At 61.4% G+C, this 19,495-nt stretch carries 13 protein-coding genes; 6 read left to right on the forward strand and 7 right to left on the reverse strand.

Annotated elements, in window-relative coordinates:
* The first annotated feature begins 348 nt into the window (after positions 1–348).
* Positions 349–738, forward strand: coding sequence for a PilZ domain-containing protein (locus VGY55_15540; GenBank protein ID HEV2971387.1), 390 nt, complete (start codon positions 349–351; stop codon positions 736–738).
* Between the two features lie 158 nt (positions 739–896).
* A complete protein-coding gene (locus tag VGY55_15545) occupies positions 897–1,691 on the forward strand; it encodes a DUF1614 domain-containing protein (GenBank protein ID HEV2971388.1) in 795 nt (264 codons plus the stop codon).
* 258 nt (positions 1,692–1,949) lie between these two features.
* On the opposite strand, the gene VGY55_15550 is transcribed toward VGY55_15545, so the two are convergent.
* From VGY55_15550 to VGY55_15560, 3 genes are all read right to left on the reverse strand, one after another.
* A complete protein-coding gene (locus VGY55_15550) occupies positions 1,950–3,890 on the reverse strand; it encodes a PEP-CTERM sorting domain-containing protein (GenBank protein ID HEV2971389.1) in 1,941 nt (646 codons plus the stop codon).
* A gap of 1,148 nt (positions 3,891–5,038) precedes the next feature.
* Positions 5,039–6,940 (reverse strand): PEP-CTERM sorting domain-containing protein, encoded by a 1,902-nt coding sequence (locus tag VGY55_15555; protein HEV2971390.1) that lies wholly within the window; start codon positions 6,938–6,940, stop codon positions 5,039–5,041.
* A gap of 89 nt (positions 6,941–7,029) precedes the next feature.
* Positions 7,030–7,938 (reverse strand): PEP-CTERM sorting domain-containing protein, encoded by a 909-nt coding sequence (locus VGY55_15560; GenBank protein HEV2971391.1) that lies wholly within the window; start codon positions 7,936–7,938, stop codon positions 7,030–7,032.
* A gap of 995 nt (positions 7,939–8,933) precedes the next feature.
* Here VGY55_15560 and purM point away from each other — a divergent pair.
* Complete coding sequence (gene purM / locus VGY55_15565; GenBank protein ID HEV2971392.1) at positions 8,934–10,121, forward strand: phosphoribosylformylglycinamidine cyclo-ligase; 1,188 nt, start codon at positions 8,934–8,936, stop codon at positions 10,119–10,121.
* A gap of 87 nt (positions 10,122–10,208) precedes the next feature.
* Here purM and VGY55_15570 read toward each other — a convergent pair whose 3' ends face one another.
* A complete protein-coding gene (locus tag VGY55_15570) occupies positions 10,209–10,796 on the reverse strand; it encodes an HAD-IA family hydrolase (protein ID HEV2971393.1) in 588 nt (195 codons plus the stop codon).
* A gap of 376 nt (positions 10,797–11,172) precedes the next feature.
* On the opposite strand from VGY55_15570, the gene VGY55_15575 reads away from it, so the two are divergent.
* The gene (locus VGY55_15575) at positions 11,173–11,610 is read left to right on the forward strand and encodes a thioesterase family protein (GenBank protein ID HEV2971394.1); all 438 of its coding nucleotides are present in this window, start codon (positions 11,173–11,175) and stop codon (positions 11,608–11,610) included.
* 183 nt (positions 11,611–11,793) lie between these two features.
* Here VGY55_15575 and VGY55_15580 read toward each other — a convergent pair whose 3' ends face one another.
* From VGY55_15580 to VGY55_15590, 3 genes are all read right to left on the reverse strand, one after another.
* Positions 11,794–13,404: an alkaline phosphatase family protein gene (locus tag VGY55_15580; GenBank protein ID HEV2971395.1), complete on the reverse strand. Its 1,611-nt coding sequence runs from the start codon at positions 13,402–13,404 to the stop codon at positions 11,794–11,796.
* 310 nt (positions 13,405–13,714) lie between these two features.
* On the reverse strand, positions 13,715–14,734 hold the full coding sequence (locus VGY55_15585) for a DUF1559 domain-containing protein (protein HEV2971396.1): 1,020 nt from the start codon (positions 14,732–14,734) through the stop codon (positions 13,715–13,717).
* 58 nt (positions 14,735–14,792) lie between these two features.
* Complete coding sequence (locus VGY55_15590; GenBank protein HEV2971397.1) at positions 14,793–17,042, reverse strand: autotransporter-associated beta strand repeat-containing protein; 2,250 nt, start codon at positions 17,040–17,042, stop codon at positions 14,793–14,795.
* 653 nt (positions 17,043–17,695) lie between these two features.
* On the opposite strand from VGY55_15590, the gene VGY55_15595 reads away from it, so the two are divergent.
* Complete coding sequence (locus tag VGY55_15595; GenBank protein ID HEV2971398.1) at positions 17,696–19,090, forward strand: PQQ-binding-like beta-propeller repeat protein; 1,395 nt, start codon at positions 17,696–17,698, stop codon at positions 19,088–19,090.
* 107 nt (positions 19,091–19,197) lie between these two features.
* A partial coding sequence (locus tag VGY55_15600) for a hypothetical protein (GenBank protein ID HEV2971399.1) occupies positions 19,198–19,495 on the forward strand: 298 nt, incomplete at its 3' end.

Consider the following 19,495-nt stretch of genomic DNA (forward strand, 5'->3'; position numbering starts at 1 on the left):
CCTGTGCCCCGAGTGGTGGGGCAGCACTGGCCGACTGCGCTGGCCAGTGCCACACTTCGCGGGCCAGTGTCGCCCGCCCGCTTCCTAGGCATTCTCGTTGCAATCGACACTGCCCCCACCGCGGGGCGGCGCCGACGATTCGCATTCGCGCCGAAGCGTGTGCGGCTCGGATGGAACCTCGTATTAGACTTGCTTGGAAGATTCGATTCACACGCCAGCGGAAAAAAGAGCGGAAAAAAGGGGTCAGGAGTCATTAAATCGACATTAGATTCGAGGGCGATCCGCGCTCGCCGATTTAATGACTCCTGACCCCTTTTTTCTGCTGCCCCCTTTTTTCGGGAGATCACTATGCCGTCTACGCCAGCCGCCGAACCGATCGAGGGGCTCGCTGAAGCCGTCGAGCGCGTCGCCGCCAGTACACCCGCGTCCGAAAGTCTCGAGCGCCGCGGCGCCAAGCGGTTTCCATTTCGGGTCCTCCAATTCATGGCCCAATACGATCGAACGGGGATGCCCTCGCGCGATCGCTTTCAGCAAGTCCGCTGCCAGGACCTCTCGACCAGCGGCGTCTCGTTTCTCTGGCCGCGAATCCCCGATTTCGAGTACGTCGTCATCGGATTGGAAACGGCCGGCCCGCCGATCCACGTCACCGCCCGAGTCACCTCCGTCCGGCCGTCGCCAAACGAGCCGGGGCAATTGCTCGTCGGCTGCCAGTTCACCGGGAAGGTGAATACTTATTAGGGGCTGGGGACTGGGGGCTCGGGACTCGGGGACGCGCAAGCGGACGCAGAGCTGCCGCGCCGGTATAATGCGACATAACAGGTCGCCCGATCTCTAGCCGCCGCGAAGCGGCGGGCATTTCCGAGCCCCGAGTCCCCAGCCCCGAGCCCCTTTCTCCCATGCACCCTTCGCAATACCACTACCCGCCGATGACCTGGCCGTTTCTTGTGGTGCTGGGCATTTTGTTCCTCTTCACGATCACGCTCATCGAGCTGAACGTGCTGCGCTATGCCTACGAGCGGATGGGGGTCAGCCGGCGCTATGTGTTCGCGCTCTTGCTGCTCTCGCTGTTGGGCAGCTACATCAATATCCCGATCGCCGAACTCCCACCGGAAAAGGTCCGGTCGAACGAGGAGGTGGATTATTTCGGCGTTCGCTGGGTCGTGCCGGTTGTCAAGCAGTGGCCGCAGACGATCGTGGCCGTGAACCTCGGCGGGGCGATCATCCCCACGCTCCTCTCGATTTACCTCATCATTCGCAACGCGCTTTATCTTCGCGGCCTGATCGGCGTGGCAATCGTGGCGGCGATCGTCCATCAATTGGCTCACCCTGTCCAAGGAGTCGGCATCGCCGTGCCGATCTTCATTCCGCCGATCGCGGCGGCGCTCGTGGCGGTGGTTCTCGCCCGGATTCCGCTGCCCGGAGAAAAAAGGGGTCGGGAGTCATTAAATCGAGGTTCGATTCGAGGGCAATCCGCCCATGCCGATTCAATGACTCCCGACCCCTTTTTTCTCCCGGCTTCCGTTGCCCCGGCCTTGGCCTACGTGGTCGGCAGCTTGGGCACGCTCATCGGGGCCGATCTGTTGAATCTCGATAAGGTCCACGGCTTGGGCGCGCCGATCGCCTCGATCGGCGGCGCCGGCACCTTCGACGGCATCTTCCTCACCGGCATCCTGGCCGTGCTGTTGGCCTAGCGGCCAACGGGACTGGCAACTGGGGGCTGGGGAACGGTAGGGTGCGTCAAGTCCGCGCTGACGCACCGAAACCCGCGCTGCGCCCGAAGCATCGGGCGGCGCGGTGCGTCAGCGCTTCGCTTGACGCACCCTACAAACTGCAAAAGAAAATCGGCGTGACGGCCAAGCCAGGGCCGTCACGCCGAATGTTCAACCAAGCCGATTGATTTCAACTCGTCCCCCCTCTCCCTTTGGGAGAGGGCCGAGGTGAGGGTGTGCTCAAGCGGTCTTCTTCATCCGCCGGCGCAGGCCGACCAGGCCCACCAGCCCGAGGCCGGCGAGCAAGAGCGTTGAAGGCTCCGGCACCACGGCGAACTGGCTATTGTGGTTCACGACCGACCAGACCATATCGACCCCCGGGGTTGACGTGGTATCCACGCCCCAGGCCCCCATCACTCCGTTGAGCTGAGTGGCCGTCACGCTCGCTGGCGTCGTGCCCGCGCCAAATTGGCTGGTCAGGTACGCGTTGAACGACTCATTGACTCCGTAGGATGGGTCATTGAAGCCCACCTTGTTGTTTGTGTTCTCGTCGATCGTGGCCCGGTCCCAAAGTCCAGACGAGTTGAGCGAGACCATGTAAATCAGTTTGTTGGCAATCAGCGTCGAGAGCAGCGTTCCTCCCTTGGGTGTCAAGGCTGGGTTGAATGCCATCTCGAGCACGAAAGGATCCGTCGTGCCGCCGGCCTGCTCAGCCCCAGGAGTGAGCCCCTGGAGATTCACGATGTCGCTCACGAGTCCCGTGGTGGGTTTCGAGAGGCTAGGGGAGTAAACGGTCGGGCCGCCGGTCGCTTCCGCCGCCGTCCGAGTGCGCCAGGCCATGCTGACGGTGGCCGTGCCCGCGCCGTTGGCGAGAGTATTGTTCCCGGCCAGGATCACGGCCAGGTCGGCAGTGCCGGCCGTGTAGGAGGCCGCGGGGAACGCGGGGCTGCCCGCGCCGGCGACGGGCGGCGTGAGGACCTTTGATTCCAAGCCGAGATAGCTGCCGTTGTGAAGCACCGTGCCGGTCAACGCAGTGCCGAACGTGGAGTTGGAGTTCGAATTATCGGCCAAGGCACTACCCACATTCACGGTGAAGGCCGTGATCTTATTGGCGTTTGTGCCTTGCGCGTCGCTCGCGTTGCTCGTGTTGGTGATCGTGTACGTGAAGTTCGCGGGCGTCGCCGACGGAGCCCCGTAGGTGATGGCCACATTGCCGGGCGCTGTCCCGACAGGCGAACCCGTGATGACTGCGCTGGCGCCGGCACTCCCGGCCGACAATGTTCCGGTAAAGGCGCCCGTGGCTGTCGCGGCGTCCGCGGCCGTGTTCGTGACGGTCAGATTCGTTGTCGCGCCCGCCAACGTGTTGCCCGTCACGGTTGCGGGAGTCATGTTCAACACGGAGTCATTTCCGGTGACGACACCGCCGACGACGAAGGTCAGCGGGCTTCCGGAGGTCACAGGAACACTAACTGCCGAGGATCCGTTTGTCGAAATCGTTCCCGCGGTGGACGTTCCAACTGAAACCTGCAGCGGAACGAACAGCGTCGTTGCGCCAGCGGTGGTACTGGCGGTTCCCGTTGTGAATGCAAATTGCGCCACTTCCCACTCCCATCCTCCGCTTGGATTGGCCTGTCCCGTCGCACCGCCGCCAAAGATCAGGCCGCCGTTGTTTGAAAGACTGGTGAACTTTTGCGTGGCCAAATTTCCGCCGAAATCCAGAATCCCGTCGGCGGTGGAACTGGTAATCGATGCGCCGCCGTTCGTAGTGCTGCCAAGATCACTGACTTTGGGCTGAGTAAACCCAGCCGGATTGAACGGGGGCAATTGGCCGAAGCTACCGGCAACCGTCCCGACAGTAGCGCCTGTCGAGAAGGCGCCGCCGCCTACAGTAATGTCAGATGCGCCCCGAACACTGAAACCCTGCAGCCCAAGATTCGTGTTCGCAGTCGCGGCGGCGGGAACAACAGTCGCCCACATATCAATGGTGAATGTTTGCGCAGCGGCACCGGCAGTCAGCGTTTGCGTCGTGGCACCGGCACCCGATTGGCCATCGAAACGGAAATCAACAACAAGTTGCTGGGCCGACGCTGATCGCAGCCCGACGAGGCAGACTGCCGCACTAACTGTCGCGATCAGTAGTGCGCGATTGAGCAAAGTGTTAATTCGCAAGAGAGATTTCATGTGCATTCCTTCAATATCGTTTGGCTTAGTTGAACAGTTGGCTTGGTTTGAATTCATAGCAAGGATGGTTGTGCCCCGGTTGAGATCGCCGTCGTGTGGCATCTGGCCAGCAACGTCGGCCAATGCCGGATCCGTCATAGCGGTGATCTTAAGGATTGCCGTGACTGGCTAATGCGCGGGGCCATGTTTGTGTGGCGATTCAGCACTGGCCGACTTCGCTGGCCAGTGCGGCCCCCAGGGCTCCGCAGCCGCTCGCGGCTGCCAGTGTCGGCCAGAGTCCACAATCATTAGCTCGTCCCTCCAGAATGCATCGAACTTGGCTTAACCACGGATGACTACTCGTCGTCAGTCACTTTTCGGTAGCCCAGGCGTTCACGCCTGGGTTTGCGTCAGCCCGCGCGCCGCGCATCAGCCCCATTCATGGGGCTTGCCGAATCGTCGGGCGTCAGCCCCTGAAGGGGCGAAAACGGATTGTTTGGCGTCGCCGACCCCCGGGCGTAAATGCCTGGGCTACGGAAAAAAGACCGCGAAAACGGCGAGCGTCGTTCGGATCAGAGAGGAGAGAGGGTTTCGAGCAGGAGGAGGGCCTTCCGGCCATCGCTTCGCTATCGTTTCAAACCGCCCGCCCCATATTAGGGCTTCGCAGCACTGGATTTCCCAGAACTGGTTTCCTCAGGGCCGATCCGCGCGCCGCCGAGCTTTCGCTCGAGTCGAGGGCGAATCCATGGTTTGCCGATTAGCGTCTTTCCTTATCGAACCGCATTTATTCTCCCTCGCCCTCGGCGAGAGAGGGCCGGGGTGAGGGGTTTCTGCCCCGCCACCGCCGGACGCCGATGTTTCATCAACTTCGGCTCAGTGTAATCAGACTTTCTGGGCAATGCAAGCAATTTATTCGAAAATCTTTCCCCACCCCACAGACGGGGACAAGAAGACAGGAAGAACCACGGATTTCACGGATGCCACGGATACGAAGGAAGACATCGACAGGACTACAGGATCGTTAAGGATCTTGTTTCTCGAAGGCTCCGCCTTCAATTCACATCCCCATCCGTGTCATCCGTGAAATCCGTGGTTAAAAAAAAGCGTGGCGACCTTTGAGAGGTCGCCACGCCGAGAGTGATCAAATCGTCGAGTTGATGCAGGTCGAGCTATGCGGCCGTCTTCGCTCGGCGGCGGAGGGTGACCAGGCCGAGGAGGCCGAGGCCGGCCAGGAGCAGGGTCGAGGGTTCGGGCACCACGGCGAAGCTGCTGTTGTGATTGAGCACGGCCCACACTTCGTGATTCGCCGTGTCGACACCCCAGGCGCCCATGTAACTCGCCAGAACCGAGCCGTTCGCCGTCTGGAATGCCGCGAAGCTCTCTTGGACGCCGCGTTCGCCCGGCGTGGCATTGTTGGTCCCCGTGATGTTCTCCGACACCGCGTTGTCATAAGAGCCGTTCGGATTCAACGAGGCCAAGAAGATCAACTTGTTGCCCGCCAATCGCTGTTCGATCGCCGACGGAGGAGTAAGCGGGGCACCGCTGTTCTTGGGCAGCAGGTTGTAATTGTAGGTCATGTCGAGCACGTAAGGATCGGTGGCAGTCGCCCCGGCGAGAAGCGCCGGGTTCTCGAGGCCAGTCAGATTGACGACGTTGCTGATGAGCGGGCTGGTCACGCCGGCGGGGAGCGGCGGATGGGTCCCGGCCGCTTCGGCCGGTGTACGGGTGCGCCATTGCTCCGAAACCGTGCCCGATCCGCCCACGTTCGTCCCGGCCAGAATCCTGGCAGTCCCGCCGAAGGAAGGATTGGCCGCATTCCGAGCATCGCTGCCGCCCGTCCCACTAAGGGCTGTAACCATCGAGACCAGATTGGCATAGCTACCGCCGATAGCGACCGACGCCGTCAGCGTGTTCGCTGCGGCAAAGCTGCCAGTACCGCTGTTGTCGGCCGTGGCGTTGCCGACGTTGAGGGTCAACGTGCCAGTCAGATTCGATCCGGTCGGGTTGATGCCAGATCCACCGGCCGTGAACGTGACAGTCTGAGGCCCGATCGGAGACGTCGTTGTGCTGCCGGCACTGAATGTGAACGCTTGCGTATTGCCATTGGGGATCGTCGTGGTGGCGGTGGGAGGCGCCGCCGCTCCGTAGGTCACCTTTGACGCGCCCGCGCTGCCGTCCGCCGCGGTGAACGTATAAGTGCCACCCACAAGAGGAGACGTGCCGGTGTTCTGGATCGAAGCTCCCACTGATGTCGTGCCACCTTGAAGGACGCTTACATTCGGTCCCGGAAGCACGTTCACCGTCGTGCCTGTGGTAACCGCCAGAATGTTGAACGTAAGTGGGCTTCCAGCCGTAACCGGAACGCTCACCGCGCTTGATCCGTTCGTCGAAATGGTTGCCGCCGTCGACGTGCCGACGGAAACTTGCAGCGGATAGAATAGCGTCTGTGCGGATGGGGTAATGCTAGCCTGTCCGGTCGTGAACTGGAATTGCGCCACCTCCCATTCCCAGCCTCCGGTAGGATTGGCCTGCCCAGTTGCGCCGCCGCCAAAGATAAGGCCACCGTTGTTTGAAAGGCTCGTGAACTTTTGTGTGGCCAGATTTCCGCCGAAATCTAGAATCCCGTCGGCGGTGGAACTGGTAATCGACGCGCCGCTGTTGTTCGTGCTGCCCAAGTCACTGACCTTGGGTTGAGTAAATCCGGCCGGATTGAACGGAGCCAATTGGCCGAAGCTACCGAGGACGGTCCCAATACCGGCACCTGTCGAGAACGCGCCGCCACCAGACGTAATGTCAGAAGCGCCGCGAACGGCAAAACCCTGCAGCCCGAGATTCGTGTTCGCAGTCGCGGCCGAAGGAACGACAGTAGCCCACATGTCGATCGTGAATGTCTGGCCCGCAGTCCCAGGTAAGAGAGTAGCTGTGTTCGTACCGGTTGAGTCGAAACGGAAATCGACAACCAGTTGTTGGGCGCTCGCATTGCGTTGAGAACAGAGAGCGGCAATGGCCGCGAAAGCGCTTGCGATCAACCGAAAGTTGATCAAAGAATTCGTTCGGGCTGAGGAGCTCATGAGCATTCCCTTAAGCTATTGAAAGACAGCGAAGTGGATCAAAAGAACGTTGCTGACAAATTGAGTGCGCCACCGTGGGGCGGCAGCCATTAGGCTGTGGCCCGATTGCCTCGACGCTGTTTGCGGAACCCAAATAACAATACCGCGATGACTCCCATCACGACCAATACCAACGACGTAGGCTCCGGGACGGAAAGGCTACTAGCCGAAACCCCAGCACCGCCGTACGGATACCCCGTGTGCTGGAGGCTCAAGTTGGTAAACGCTTGGCTATAATCCGATTGGTTGATCGGGGCGGCCCCAGTCGAGACTTGGTAATAGAAGTCGCCCGCTTGAAAGAGGGTCGTGGAGGGCGAGTTATTTGGAAATTGAACCAGCGTTTTTCCAAGGTTGGAGAAAATCGGAGCCACGAGATTCTGGCTCACCTGTCCCTCGAGATCCGTATCCCCGATGAAAGTGTATTTAATGATCGTGTCGAATTGCGAAAGGTTGGAATACCCGTCGAACGGACCGTTGTCGCTCACGTTTGCACCGCTAGTGGCACCCCAAACCGGGCTGCCCGAGCCGCCCAAGAATGTATCATCGTTATACATGATGCCGAGCGCCAACGCACCTTTTACGCCCGCGTCCGTGGCGACCGTCGAGCTTGAGACGCCTGTACCGTCATACGCGCCCTGATCCGCTCCACTGCGAATCATGTCATAGGCGGCCTGATAAGCGGCGAGACCATGCGCGGAGTCTTGAATCGTCGGAACAATAATGATGTCGTTATTCGTTAGATTGAGAGTTCCGCTGAAGACATTTTTCGGTGACTGCGCCGCTACATCACTAGTGTAGGTGGCATCCGTACTCGCATCGTACGCAGTTGGTCCCGAGACATTGACGCCCAAGAAATTCACTACACTCAATGAGGCAGGATGTGAAGTGAAGGAATTGAATGGCGCCGGAACCGCCCAGGAGACCGCAGGCAAAATAATCAGGCCGAGCGCGAGAGCCATCAGAAGCTGCCGGCCAAAGTGACGGAGAAACATTAGTCCACTCCTTAGTCGTTGCAGGGGTTCAATCGGTTGCCTGGGCTGCTTCGCTTCCGCGTCGCGTTGTCCCCGGTCATCTTTCCGACGGATGGTTTCAGGTCGATCACAAGGTCGCGAATCTGGGTCCGTCGGTCGGCCTGTCGCGAGCCGAACGAACCGGTGGTAGTTTTACTGCTGGTCGAGAGTCTACACAGTTTTGTTAGGCGGTTACGTGCGACAGACGAGTTTTTGATTTATTGCTAGCGGGCAGCGGCAAACGATCGAGGAGACACTGACCACGCCCGTATTTCCAGCAAGATGAGCCTAGTTTAACTATGAGCTACAACCTTTGCAAGCAAATTGTTGAGAACTTTTTTCTAACCGGATGGAGCGGAGAATAATTACCTCGGAAGAGCGGTACGATGGCCTGAAATCCTCGGGAATTCCGCAGAAATGATCTCGGACGGGCAAATCCGGTCGGTGACGGAGTGCAGCGCATTAACATATTTTTCGTGCGGAATTTCGTTGGGGTGAAGCAGAGCACCACAGAGAGAACCCCGGATTCCACGGATCACACCGATACGAATGGTCATGAAACGGATTCGGCCGCGTGCAGAAAACCCGTGAAATCCGTGGAATCCGTGGTTCTCATGCCTCCGCGAAGGCGAAGCCTTCGACGATCCATCCTGAAGAATCCTGTAATCCTGTCTATGATTTTTTGGACAGGATCACAAGATTGTGCAGGATTGCTGTTCAACAGTTCGCCACCTGCCACAACATAACTGCGGTTCGCAAGCAAACCGGCTAACGAGAGTCCTCCGGCTGCTGCCGTCGCTTGCCGAGAATCCGGTGGCTGACGCCAGCCGGCTCGCCGGCGATCGCTAACTGCTTTCTCTGGCTTGCCACTTGTCACTTGCAACTTGCCACTAACTGTCGGCCGCTTTAGAATCGCTGGCTCGCGAAACTGCCGAGCAAGTTGAATGGCTAAGAACCCCTCACAAAACCGCCTGGGAGAAGGGGACAGTCCCCAGTTTTGCTCCGCCGACCATCGCGACGATGGTGCCCGCGCAAAATGGGGACAGTCCCCGGGCGGTTTTGTGAGGGGTTCTAAAGCGACTTACAAAGAGGCGGGCGTCGACCTGGAGGTCTATCGCCAGGCCATGGCCCGGCTGCCGCGGCTGTTGCACCGCACCTATTCTCCGCGCGTGCTACCGCTCGACGGCGGTTTCGCGGGCCTATTTCAGCTCGATTTCACGAGCCCGCTCTTTTCCCGCCGCTATCAAGATCCCGTGCTCGTCTCTTGCACCGACGGCGTGGGGACCAAGCTCAAGGTGGCGATCGAGGCTGGCAATCACAGCACGGTGGGGATCGATCTGGTGGCGATGAGCGTCAACGATGCGATCTGCTGCGGGGCCGAGCCGCTGTTCTTCCTCGATTATGTCGCCCTGTCGCACGACGATCCCGAGCGGCTCGAACAGATCGTATCGGGCGTGGTGGCGGGCTGCCTGGAAAGCGATTGCGCTCTGTTGGGAGGCGAGACGGCGATTCTGCCCGATCTTTATCGCCCCGGCGATTACGATCTGGCCGGATTCTGCGTGGGGGTCGTCGAGCGGCGGCGCGTAATCGACGGCCGCGCGATCGCGCCGGGCGATTTGATCGTCGGCGTGGCCTCGAGCGGGCTGCATTCCAATGGCTACAGCCTGGTGCGGAAGATCGTGTTCGAGATGGCGGGCCTGAAGATCGGCGATTTCGTCGAGCCGCTCGGGCGCACGGTGGGCGAGGCGCTGCTCGAGCCGACCCGGATTTACGTGCGCGCGGTGCGGCGCGTGCTCAAGCATTATGCGGTGAAGAGCGTCGTTCACGGCATCGCGCATATCACCGGCGGCGGGCTGCTGGAAAACATCGAGCGGATTCTGCCCGCGGCCACGCGCGGCGTGATCCAGCGCGATAGTTGGCCCGTGCCGGCGCTGTTCCGCTGGCTAAAGCAGCTTGGCGACGTCGATCAGGCCGAGATGGACCAGGTGTTCAACATGGGAATCGGCCTGGCGCTGGTGGTCAGCCCGTTTTATGCCGAAAGCATCCGCGGCCAATTGACCGACCTGGGGCTGGAGAACTGGCAAATCGGCCGGATCGAGGAGGGAGAACGAAGGATGAAGTATGAAGGATGAACTGGCCTGTTTTCGCTTGCGGTTTAGCCGCCACGCGACGATTTTGGATTTTGGATTGCATCGCGAATCGAATCCAAAATCGAAAACCTAAAATCGCGTGATTCGCCGCGGCTTGTGAAACGTCCGCACGTCGATCCATTCCATGTTCGCGAGCTTGGCGGCTTCGATGCCGGGGTCGGTGTCTTCGTACACTCGGCATTGCTCGGGAGGCACGCCGAGCCGCCGGGCCGCTTCCAAGAAAATGTCCGGCGCCGGCTTGTGACGCGGCACGTCCTCGGCGCAGACCATCGCGTCGAACCAGCCAGTCAGGCCGATATGCTCGAGGATCGTCGCGCAGATGCGACGAATCCCGCCGGTGGCCACCGCGATCGGCATCGTCCCGCGGCACTCGCGCACGATCGCCAGCACGGGCTCGATCGGCAGCACGAGGTCCAGCCGCCGCTCGAATTCCAGTTCTTTCTCGCGCGATACTGCGGCCGGGTCGAACTCAAGCCCGGTTTCCTTCTTCAGCAACTCGGCGATGTTCAGCGTTGGCCAGCCGCCGAGCACGTAAAAACGGTCTTCGCTCAGCTCGAGCCCCGGATAGCGCGCAAGCGTCGCCGACCAGGCCTCATAATGCACCGGCATCGTGTCGGCCAGCGTTCCGTCGCAATCGAAGATGGTGGCCAGGGGCACGGGAAGCGGGGGTCGGGATTCGGAAGTCGGGATTCGGGGAAGTAAGGTTGCAAGCTGTTGCATGGATTCGTTGCCGCGTGCCAACGTACCATAGTGGCCGTTGGCCGAGCCGGCAAGGGCCGACGTTGCTCAACTTGGGTGGCACTGGCCAGCGAAGTCGGCCAGTGCTCGTGGAGGTTGACAGCGAAAGGAACTCCGATGGGAAGGTTGCAAGCCGGCCAGCGATTCGTCAGACTTGGAAACTTGTTGGTTGATGCGAATCGCTACCATCGTGCGGCGCCAGCAACTCATCGGTGGGCGCTGGTGCGGCGCGCCGGCACTGGCCGACTGCGCTGGCCAGTGCCACTCCCGACAAACTCCCGAACCCCGACTGCCCATGACCGCAGCTCTCGCTGAGTTTCCCGTCGTCATCAGCTTGCCGGTGCAGTGGGGCGATCAGGACATGTTCGGCCACGTGAACAACGTGGTTTTTTTCCGCTGGTATGAATCGGCGCGGATCGCCTATCTCGATCGGATCGGGCTGTCGGCAATGATGGAGCGCGAGCGGCTCGGGCCGATCCTGGCTGCGATCGGCTGCAATTATCGCCGCCAGCTCAAGTTTCCCGACACGGTGGAGATCGGCTCACGGATCACGCAAATCGGCCGCACCAGCCTCACGATGACCCATGCCATGTGGAGCCAAGGGCAGCAGGCGCTGGTGGCCGACGGCGAATCGGCGATCGTGATGTTCGACTACCAGACGCAGCGCCCCGTGCCCGTGCCCACCGCGATTCGCGAAGCGATCGAGAAACTGGAACGAAAGAAGTTGGGGTGACGGCGGGAGCAGTATTCTCCCTCTCCCTCTGGGAGAGGGCCGGGGTGAGGGGCGCAACCTTTTTCGCTCCAACACCCTCACCCAGCCTCTCCCAGAGGGAGAGGAGTTTTTGATTTCCTGTTCCGCCTCGTCGCTGCCGGACACGACGTTTTGTGTCCCAGAGGGAGAGGAGTTTTTGATTCCCTATTCCGCAGGCCGGGTTTCGCCGTTGCCGTCGTCGAGATAGACGTGGCGGCCGAGTCGAGTGACGTGCAGGTATTGGCGCCAATTGAGCTTTTCGCCGCGGTGGGTGGCCTCGAGCGTCTCGGCGGCCAATTCACAGGTGTAGCGATCGTGCCCGGCGAGGGCCTCTTCGAGCACGCGGCCGTCCATTTCGGCAGGGGGCTGCACGCCCAAGACCGCGAGCACGGTCGGCGCGACGTCGGCATTCCCGCTCGGCAGCGTGTCGAGAAAGCCGCGTCGGATGCTCGGCCCGGCAGCGATCAGCGTGTTGTGCATGTCGAATCGGCTCAGGCTGGCGTGGATTCCCTGGCCGGGATTCCGCTTCTTGGCGTCGGAGGCGACCATGCCCGGCATCCCCGCGCGGCTGCGGTCGGCCGACCAGCGGAGCGAGACCATGATGTCGGGAGCCGTGGGAGCGTCGACATTCGCGGCCGATAACGGAAACGTCCCTTCAATCTCGAACCGACTGAAGATCACGCCCGCGAAATCGCTCTGTTGCAGAAACTCGACGATCCGCTGGATGGTCCGCTTGTCGTGCCCTTCGACATACAGGCAGACGCTCCCGCCGAGGCCGATCACCATCACGTCGCCGATCGCGGGCGACGACGGGAACTGTCGGAAGGCATGAAAGCCGGCGTCGTTCAATATCGCCGCCGCGTCGATCGCTCGGCTGATCGTGGAAAAGCCGTGGTCCGAGACGACGAACACATTTGTCTTGTCGCGCGCTCTCCGCTCGTCGAGCGATTTAAGGATGCGGTCGAGATTATCATCGCAACTCCGCAGCGCCGAGCGCGCGACGCTCGAGTTCGGTCCGGAGCCGTGCTGGGCATAGTCCGGCTCGCTGAGCCAAACCATAGTGAGGGCCGGCACGCCGTTGGCCCAAAGTTGCTCGGTGAGGGCCTTGGTGGTCCAGGCGTCTTGATCGACGTTCGCGGCCGCCGTCGGATCGGCCGCCTTGGGGAATTCTCCGCGCGAGCTGATCAGGAGCGAGTCGAGGTTCTCCGGCAGCGTCTTGCCTCGAAACAGAACCCCGGAGATGCCGACGCCCTCGCTCCGCGTGTGGCGGTCCAAAAGCAGCGCCACCGGCTTCGATCCCGCGACCACGGTCCAGCGTCCGCTGCGCTGCAAGATCTCGGCCATCGTCGGTAGGCGGATGTAGCGGCCGCCGGTCAGATCGTCTCCTTTTCGAACTGCTGCTTCCGACTCAGTTCCGAACGGTTTGAGGGGATCGATGTCGGCCCGGTATTCGGTATTGGCGACGATCCCCGAATTCCGTGGATAGCCGCCGGTGGCCAGGGCAGTGCCGTTGACTTCGGTCGAAGAGACATACACGCAGTGATTGTTGGCGAAGGTCGTTCCTTCCACGGCGAGATGGAACAGCGTGGGCGTGTCTTGCTCGGTGACCGAATCGGGGCGCAGGCCGTCCCAAACGACGACGACCGCGTGCTCCGCCCGACTGCCGGAATCTGCACGCGCGGTTCGCGGGGCGATGCCGATCAATAGTCCGCCGACCACCACGGCAGGAATGATCAATTGCCCGACTGAATATCTGCTCGGAAACTGTCGACGCATCACGGGATCACTTCCTGATCGAATGTAGAGAGCCTGTTTTGAATAGCCGGCATTATGAACCATACCTTGCCGGACGAAATGGGTGCCGGCGGCATTTCATCGGATTCTAACAATCCGAATGATGGGGAGTGGAAGAGAGGGCATGTCAACTCGTGCGCCGGCACTGCCCGGGCCCAGAGGGCGCCCCGCTGGCCAGTGCCACACGCTCGCTAATGCCACGTGCTCGCCAGTGCCACACTGCGGCCAGCACGACAGAACGGGTCGTGTGGCACTGGCCAGCAACGTCGGCCAGTGCGGCGCAACGCAAGCGCTACGGAGGACTCACCGACGTCCCCGCGCCCGATCGCATGGCGATGGTTTGCCAGACCGATAGATCGATCGCATCGTCGCTGAATCGCACGGAACCGTCGGCAAACAGCACGTTCACGCCGCCCGGATGCCGGCTCCGCGCCGCGCGCCAGCCGAACGGCGTGTATTCGAATTGAGGTCCGCCGGCCAAAACGACGCCCATGCAGTCCGCTTGAACGTGGTTGGGCGGATAAACGTGATTGTAAAGTCCGCAGCGAAACTCACCATCGGCCCAGGAAAAGCCGCGTGGATCGCTGACGTTCCAGATGCGCGGGTTTCCGCAGACGCCGCTCGTCAAGGGCGCGGTCAATGTGAAGCTGTAATCCTGACGCGGATCGGGCGTCGTGGCGCTCGTCGCATCCCGCCCCAAGATGCTTTCCGACATCAGGGCCGTCTTGCTCGTGCCAGCGGCGATATCCGAGATTCGCGTTTTCGAATTGACGTAGAAAATCCCGTCGGTCCGCATGGGCGAGCCGCCGTTGACTCCCGAGCCGGCGCAAGCAGCGTAGTTCGTCGGGCCGAAGGTCGCCTCTGGGGCCGGCTGCGGATCGCTCGGACAGAGAAAGAGTGGGATCACCATCGCGACCCCGGCCGCGTTTTGCGGAGTCACGGCGAAGTTCGTGCCATACAGGGGCACGGTCAGGTCGAGCGATTTGTAGACCGTCGATTGCTCGACGAACGGCGTCAGATGGGCGAGCGTCGACCAGCGATAAAAAGTCCAGGCATTGGTCGGGGCCGCGGGGTAGGCCTTCGAATCCGATCCCGTCGGAAAACTTTGGCGAGCGCTATAGAAATTCTGCGTCGCCACGCCGAGCTGCTTGAGGTTGTTGATGCAGCTCGTTCGGCGGGCGCTCTCCCGCGCCGCTTGGATCGCCGGCAGCAAGAGCGCGATCAAGATCGCGATCACCGCGATGACGACGAGCAATTCGACAAGCGTGAAAGCGCCCCGCTTGGGGTCGCCGCGTTGCGATCGCCGGTACATGTCTCACCCCTCTGCTCAGAGCCGAGATTCAAAAAGGGGAGCCGGATCGCGGCACGGATCAGGCGGTACGACGCCGGCACAACGCTCCGCAGCCGAGTAGACCGCAGACGGCCGAGAGCGTCAAGAAGATCGCCGATGGTTCGGGCACGGCGGACAACCCACTCCCGACGTTCGACGCGCCACCCGACAAACCCGGCGAAGCTGAGAACGACGACGAGCCGGTGGCCGTAAGGCCCCGGACGGCAACGTCGCCCGCGGCGAACGGCCCGCTCGGTTCGAGCGACGAAGCCAGAGCGAGAGCGCCGCTCCCTCCCGCTGAATCGGCCGGCGGGGCGTCGGCAAGGAGGACTGGCGGCGGGCTGTAGGGCGCGATGGTCACCGTGGCCGAGCTGGTCGCGGTGCCGCCGATCAACAGCGCCCCTTGAACGATGTGGCCGACCGTCAGATCGCTGCCGGCCTCGACCATCGTCGTTCCCGCGCCGTCAATGCCGCCGGCTTGCTGATTGGTTCCCGAGACGAGCACGCCGCTGTCGGCGGCGCTGTTGTTGACGATGCTGATCGGATTCGAGGTGGCCGATCCCAACGCCGAAACGGAACCGGCGAGTTCGAGAGTTGCCGTATTCCAGACCTTGACGGTCGTATTCGGCGCGAGAACGGCGCTCGCTCCCGAAGGGCGCAAGACGAGCGAGCCATTGCTGACGGTCGTGCCCCCGGTGAAGCTGCTCGAGCCGGTGAGAACCAGTGCCCCTTCACCCGATTTGTTGAGAGATTGACTTCCTCCAGATTCGGCGATGCCGCTCGAAACCGACAGCGCGCTGCCGGGGGCGACGTAAAACGTGGTGCCCCCCGAGTCGGCGAGCGTCAGCGGCGCAGAGATCGAGTGGTTGCCGGACGTCACGTTCACGGCCGCCCCGATGCCGCCGTTGTTGAGTGTGAAGCCGTGGCCGGCGACGCCGTCCGCGACGAGCGTGAATTGGGTCGGGACGGGGAGTGCGGTATTTGTGAAGAGCAGCGAACCGACCGTATAGGCGCCGTCGATCGTCACGGTGGCCGTGGGGGCGACGATGGTGGCCGTCGTGCCGTCGCCGAACACGGCGCTGACGCCGACGCCGCTGGGAGCCGTCTGCGGATCCCACTTGGTCATATCGCTGTAGTTGCCGCCGCCGTTGAAATTCCAATTGGTCTGCGCCGACACCAGGATCAAATCGGATGCGCCGGGAATGCCGGAAATGAAGGGATCCGTGCCAATCTGATTACCGTTGGTGTCGTAACGCAACAGCGTTCCGTGATTGTGATGATCGATCCCGAGAACGGCCAACAGCACGTTGCCGCTGCGATCGAGAATCATGCCAGCAGGGAAATTGCTGGGGTATGTCGCGCCCGGAGGAAGCGGATTTGGGATTGGGGGCGGCACGGTCGATTGGTTCAACAAGTTGCCGTGCGAGTCGTACGTGAGCACCTGATTGCCGAACAGATCGGAAACGAGCACTTTGCCGTTGGGCGCGATCAAGATTCCATCAGGGGTCGCAAGATTGGCGCTTGGCGAGATGAAGTTGTACGGCGATTGCCCATGGGAATCCGCGGTGACGTCGGTCGTGGTTTGCAGATTCGCGCTAACTTTCACGACTCGACCCGCTCCGAAATCGCTCGCGTACAGGTCGCCATTGGAAGCAAACGTGAATCCACCGGGATGGCTCAGCACTCCGGTCACCACGTTGTTCATCAGCTCCCCCGTGACCGTGTTGTAGCGCTGGATTGTCGAACCGCCGTTGTCGCTGACAAACAGGTTCCCGTCGGGGCCGAAATGGAGGGCAGCCGGACCGGCGGGTTGCGTGCCGGGCTGATTCGGATTGGGATCGGGCGGAAGCGTGGCAAATGTCCCGAGCGGCGTGCCGTCGATCGCATAATGATCGATCCGTCCGGAGGGTTGGTTGCTCACATAAATGCTGCCATCCGGCCCTTGAGCGATTCCGGTCGCGATGAGTGAAGGATCGTAGATTTGACCGAAAGCGGTCAATTGGCCGGACGTTTCATCATACCGCTGCACGCTGGCCACGCCGAAGGAGTTTTCACCGTAGCCATCAATCGTGGAGACCAGCACATCAGCGCCCGCCCGGACGATCAGCAGAGTTCCGAGGACGGTCGTAATCGCCAGGATGCGAAATAAGGCGGCAAAAGAATCAGAGCCTATCCGAAAACCGCCGGGGAATGTCCCCTTTTGTCGAGCGGGCACCATCGTGCGATGGTCGGGAACAAAAGGGGACTGTCCCCCTCTCCGCGTGTGGTTCTCGGATAGGCACTTCAGCATGGTGTCTCTCAGTGGTTCATCTCGAAGATTCGCGGCCGGAGATTGGACACGGCGGCGCACGGGGTCGCCGCGGGGTCTACTAATGGCCTGGCTGGCCGCGACATGTTCCGTGGCAACACTCGGCGAGCGGCGATCCTTGCGAAGGCTCGTCGATGCGGTCGAACACTTAAAGCCTATCCAAGAACCGCCGGGGACTGTCCCCTTTTGTGGAGCGGGCACCATCGCCAGATGGTCGGGAACAAAAGGGGACTGTCCCCCTCTCCGCAGGCGGTTCTTGGATAGGCTCTTAACGGGGCTCGGCAATCTAGCCGAGCCGGATCGCTCGATTCTCAAGGTGGGATGACGGCCGAATAGATTTGCCCCGGTAAGAGCGCCTAACGAATCCGGCGGGGCCCTTCGCCGAGCCGGATTCGTTAGGCGCTCTTAGCACACGATTCTAGTTGCGGGCAATCGAGGTGTCAATCAAACTGTGCCAGTACGAAATCGGCCGGGGACTTTCCCTTCCGCTCTCTCCCTCGCCCTCTGGGAGAGGGCCGGGGTGAGGGTGCGAGTACCATCGCCGAGATGGCCGCGGAACAGAGGGGAACGATCCATCTCTCCGCAGGCCGTTTTCGCAAAGGATCTAAAACACTGCTCTTCCATTGAGGGTTTCGATGCGAACACGCTTCTCTCTGCTCCTGGCCATCGCCGCCATTTCATGCATGCCGCTCCGCGCCGCGCGGGCTGGCGACGATTGGGTTCAATTCCGCGGGCAAGGCGGGCAGGGGGTCTCCGATTCGACCGGCTTACCGCTCACTTGGAGCGAGTCGGAAAACATCGCCTGGAAAACTCCGATCCCCGGCAAAGGTTGGTCCTCCCCGGTCGTCCTCGGCAATCAGATTTGGCTGACCACCGCGCTCGACGACGGACATTCGCTGCGTGCCGTCTGCGTCGATCGGCAATCCGGGCGGATCGTGTACGACACGGAAGTCTTTCAGATCGAGGAACCGGTTCACGTCAACGCCAAGAACAGCCATGCCTCGCCGACCTCCGCGATCGAGCCGGGGCGGCTGTACGTCCATTTCGGCACAATGGGGACCGCCTGCCTCTCGACCGAAACCGGCAAAACGCTGTGGACCAATCAGGAGTTGAAGCTCGACCATGCGCAAGGTCCCGGCAGCTCGCTCATCCTCTACGGCGACCTGTTGATAGTCACCTGCGACGGAATGGACGTGCAATACGTAATCGCGCTCGATAAGCACACCGGCCTGCCCGTCTGGAAAACCAATCGCTCCGGCAAGCCTCACGACAGCGTGGATCGCCGCAAGGCCTTCGCCACTCCGGCGATCTTGCCGATTAAGAGCCAATCCGAGAACCGCCGGGTGGAACATCCGCCGCGGCAGGGACTGTCCCCTTTTGTGGAGCGGGCACCATCGTCCGATGGTCGGGAACAAAGGGGGCCTGTCCCCCTCGCCTCAGGCGGTTCTCGGATAGGCTCTAACGACCGGGATGAGTTGATCAGCCCCGCCGCGAATCAGGTGATCGCTTACAATCCGGCAACGGGGGATGAACTATGGAAGGTCCGCTACGACGGCTATTCGAATGTGCCGGTCCCCGTCTACGGCGACGGGCTGCTCTTCATCGGCACGGGCTTCGACAAGGCCCAGCTCTGGGCGATACGGCCGGGCGAGCACGGCGACGCGACCGGCACGAACGTCGCTTGGAAGTTCACGAAGGAAGCCCCGCTCGATCCAACCCCGGTGTTCGTCGGGCATGAGTTGTATGTGGTGAGCGATTCGGGCGTCGCCACCTGTCTCGAGTCCAAAACGGGCGCCGCGCTTTGGCGGCACCGCCTCGGCGGCAGCTTCTCCGCCTCGCCCCTTTCCGCCGACGGGCGCATCTACTTCTTCGCCGAATCGGGCGACACAACCGTCATCGAGCCGGGCCGCAAATACAAAGAACTCGCCGCCCACCACCTCGACGGCCGCATCATGGCCACCCCCGCCATCGCCGGCCGTGCAATCATCCTCCGCACTGATACGCATTTGTATCGGATTGAAGGGAAGTGATTGCCGTGAAAAGTTTCCAGCGCACGCTCGGGCGCAAAACTGCGATAATGTTTTTACCACACTTCATCGGTCGAGTTCTTCTTAGGTGATTTGTAAGGGGCGTCGTCATGCCGATCATGTTCAACACCATCCTGCGTGAAGTCGGCCTGCCACTTCCCGATGTTCGGCTTCTCCGCCACAAGGACAAACGCGCTACCAAGGGCCGCAGCCCGTACGATCTTTGGCGCGACAATCGACCTCAGTTCGAGATGTATCAGTCGAGCCAGAGCATCGATAATCGAAAGAAGCTCACCGCACCATACTGGGCAGTATTCATTGTCAACCTAAACGACGAAACAATGTTTGGCGGAATCTACCGGGTGAAATATCGCGGCCTTTGGGAGCACGACACGCCTATGCCGCACA

The sequence above is a fragment of the Pirellulales bacterium genome (assembly GCA_035939775.1).
Classification (GTDB): Bacteria; Planctomycetota; Planctomycetia; order Pirellulales; family DATAWG01; genus DASZFO01.

Excerpts from the sequence above, each read along its gene's own strand:
- VGY55_15555 (HEV2971390.1), bottom strand. The coding sequence starts at position 6,940 with ATGAGCTCCTCAGCCCGAACGAATTCTTTGATCAACTTTCGGTTGATC.
- VGY55_15590 (HEV2971397.1), bottom strand. The coding sequence starts at position 17,042 with ATGCTGAAGTGCCTATCCGAGAACCACACGCGGAGAGGGGGACAGTCC.
- VGY55_15575 (HEV2971394.1), top strand. The coding sequence starts at position 11,173 with ATGACCGCAGCTCTCGCTGAGTTTCCCGTCGTCATCAGCTTGCCGGTG.
- VGY55_15550 (HEV2971389.1), bottom strand. The coding sequence starts at position 3,890 with ATGAAATCTCTCTTGCGAATTAACACTTTGCTCAATCGCGCACTACTG.
- VGY55_15595 (HEV2971398.1), top strand. The coding sequence starts at position 17,696 with ATGCGAACACGCTTCTCTCTGCTCCTGGCCATCGCCGCCATTTCATGC.
- VGY55_15580 (HEV2971395.1), bottom strand. The coding sequence starts at position 13,404 with ATGCGTCGACAGTTTCCGAGCAGATATTCAGTCGGGCAATTGATCATT.
- VGY55_15560 (HEV2971391.1), bottom strand. The coding sequence starts at position 7,938 with ATGGCTCTCGCGCTCGGCCTGATTATTTTGCCTGCGGTCTCCTGGGCG.
- VGY55_15585 (HEV2971396.1), bottom strand. The coding sequence starts at position 14,734 with ATGTACCGGCGATCGCAACGCGGCGACCCCAAGCGGGGCGCTTTCACG.
- purM (HEV2971392.1), top strand. The coding sequence starts at position 8,934 with ATGGCTAAGAACCCCTCACAAAACCGCCTGGGAGAAGGGGACAGTCCC.
- VGY55_15545 (HEV2971388.1), top strand. The coding sequence starts at position 897 with ATGCACCCTTCGCAATACCACTACCCGCCGATGACCTGGCCGTTTCTT.
- VGY55_15540 (HEV2971387.1), top strand. The coding sequence starts at position 349 with ATGCCGTCTACGCCAGCCGCCGAACCGATCGAGGGGCTCGCTGAAGCC.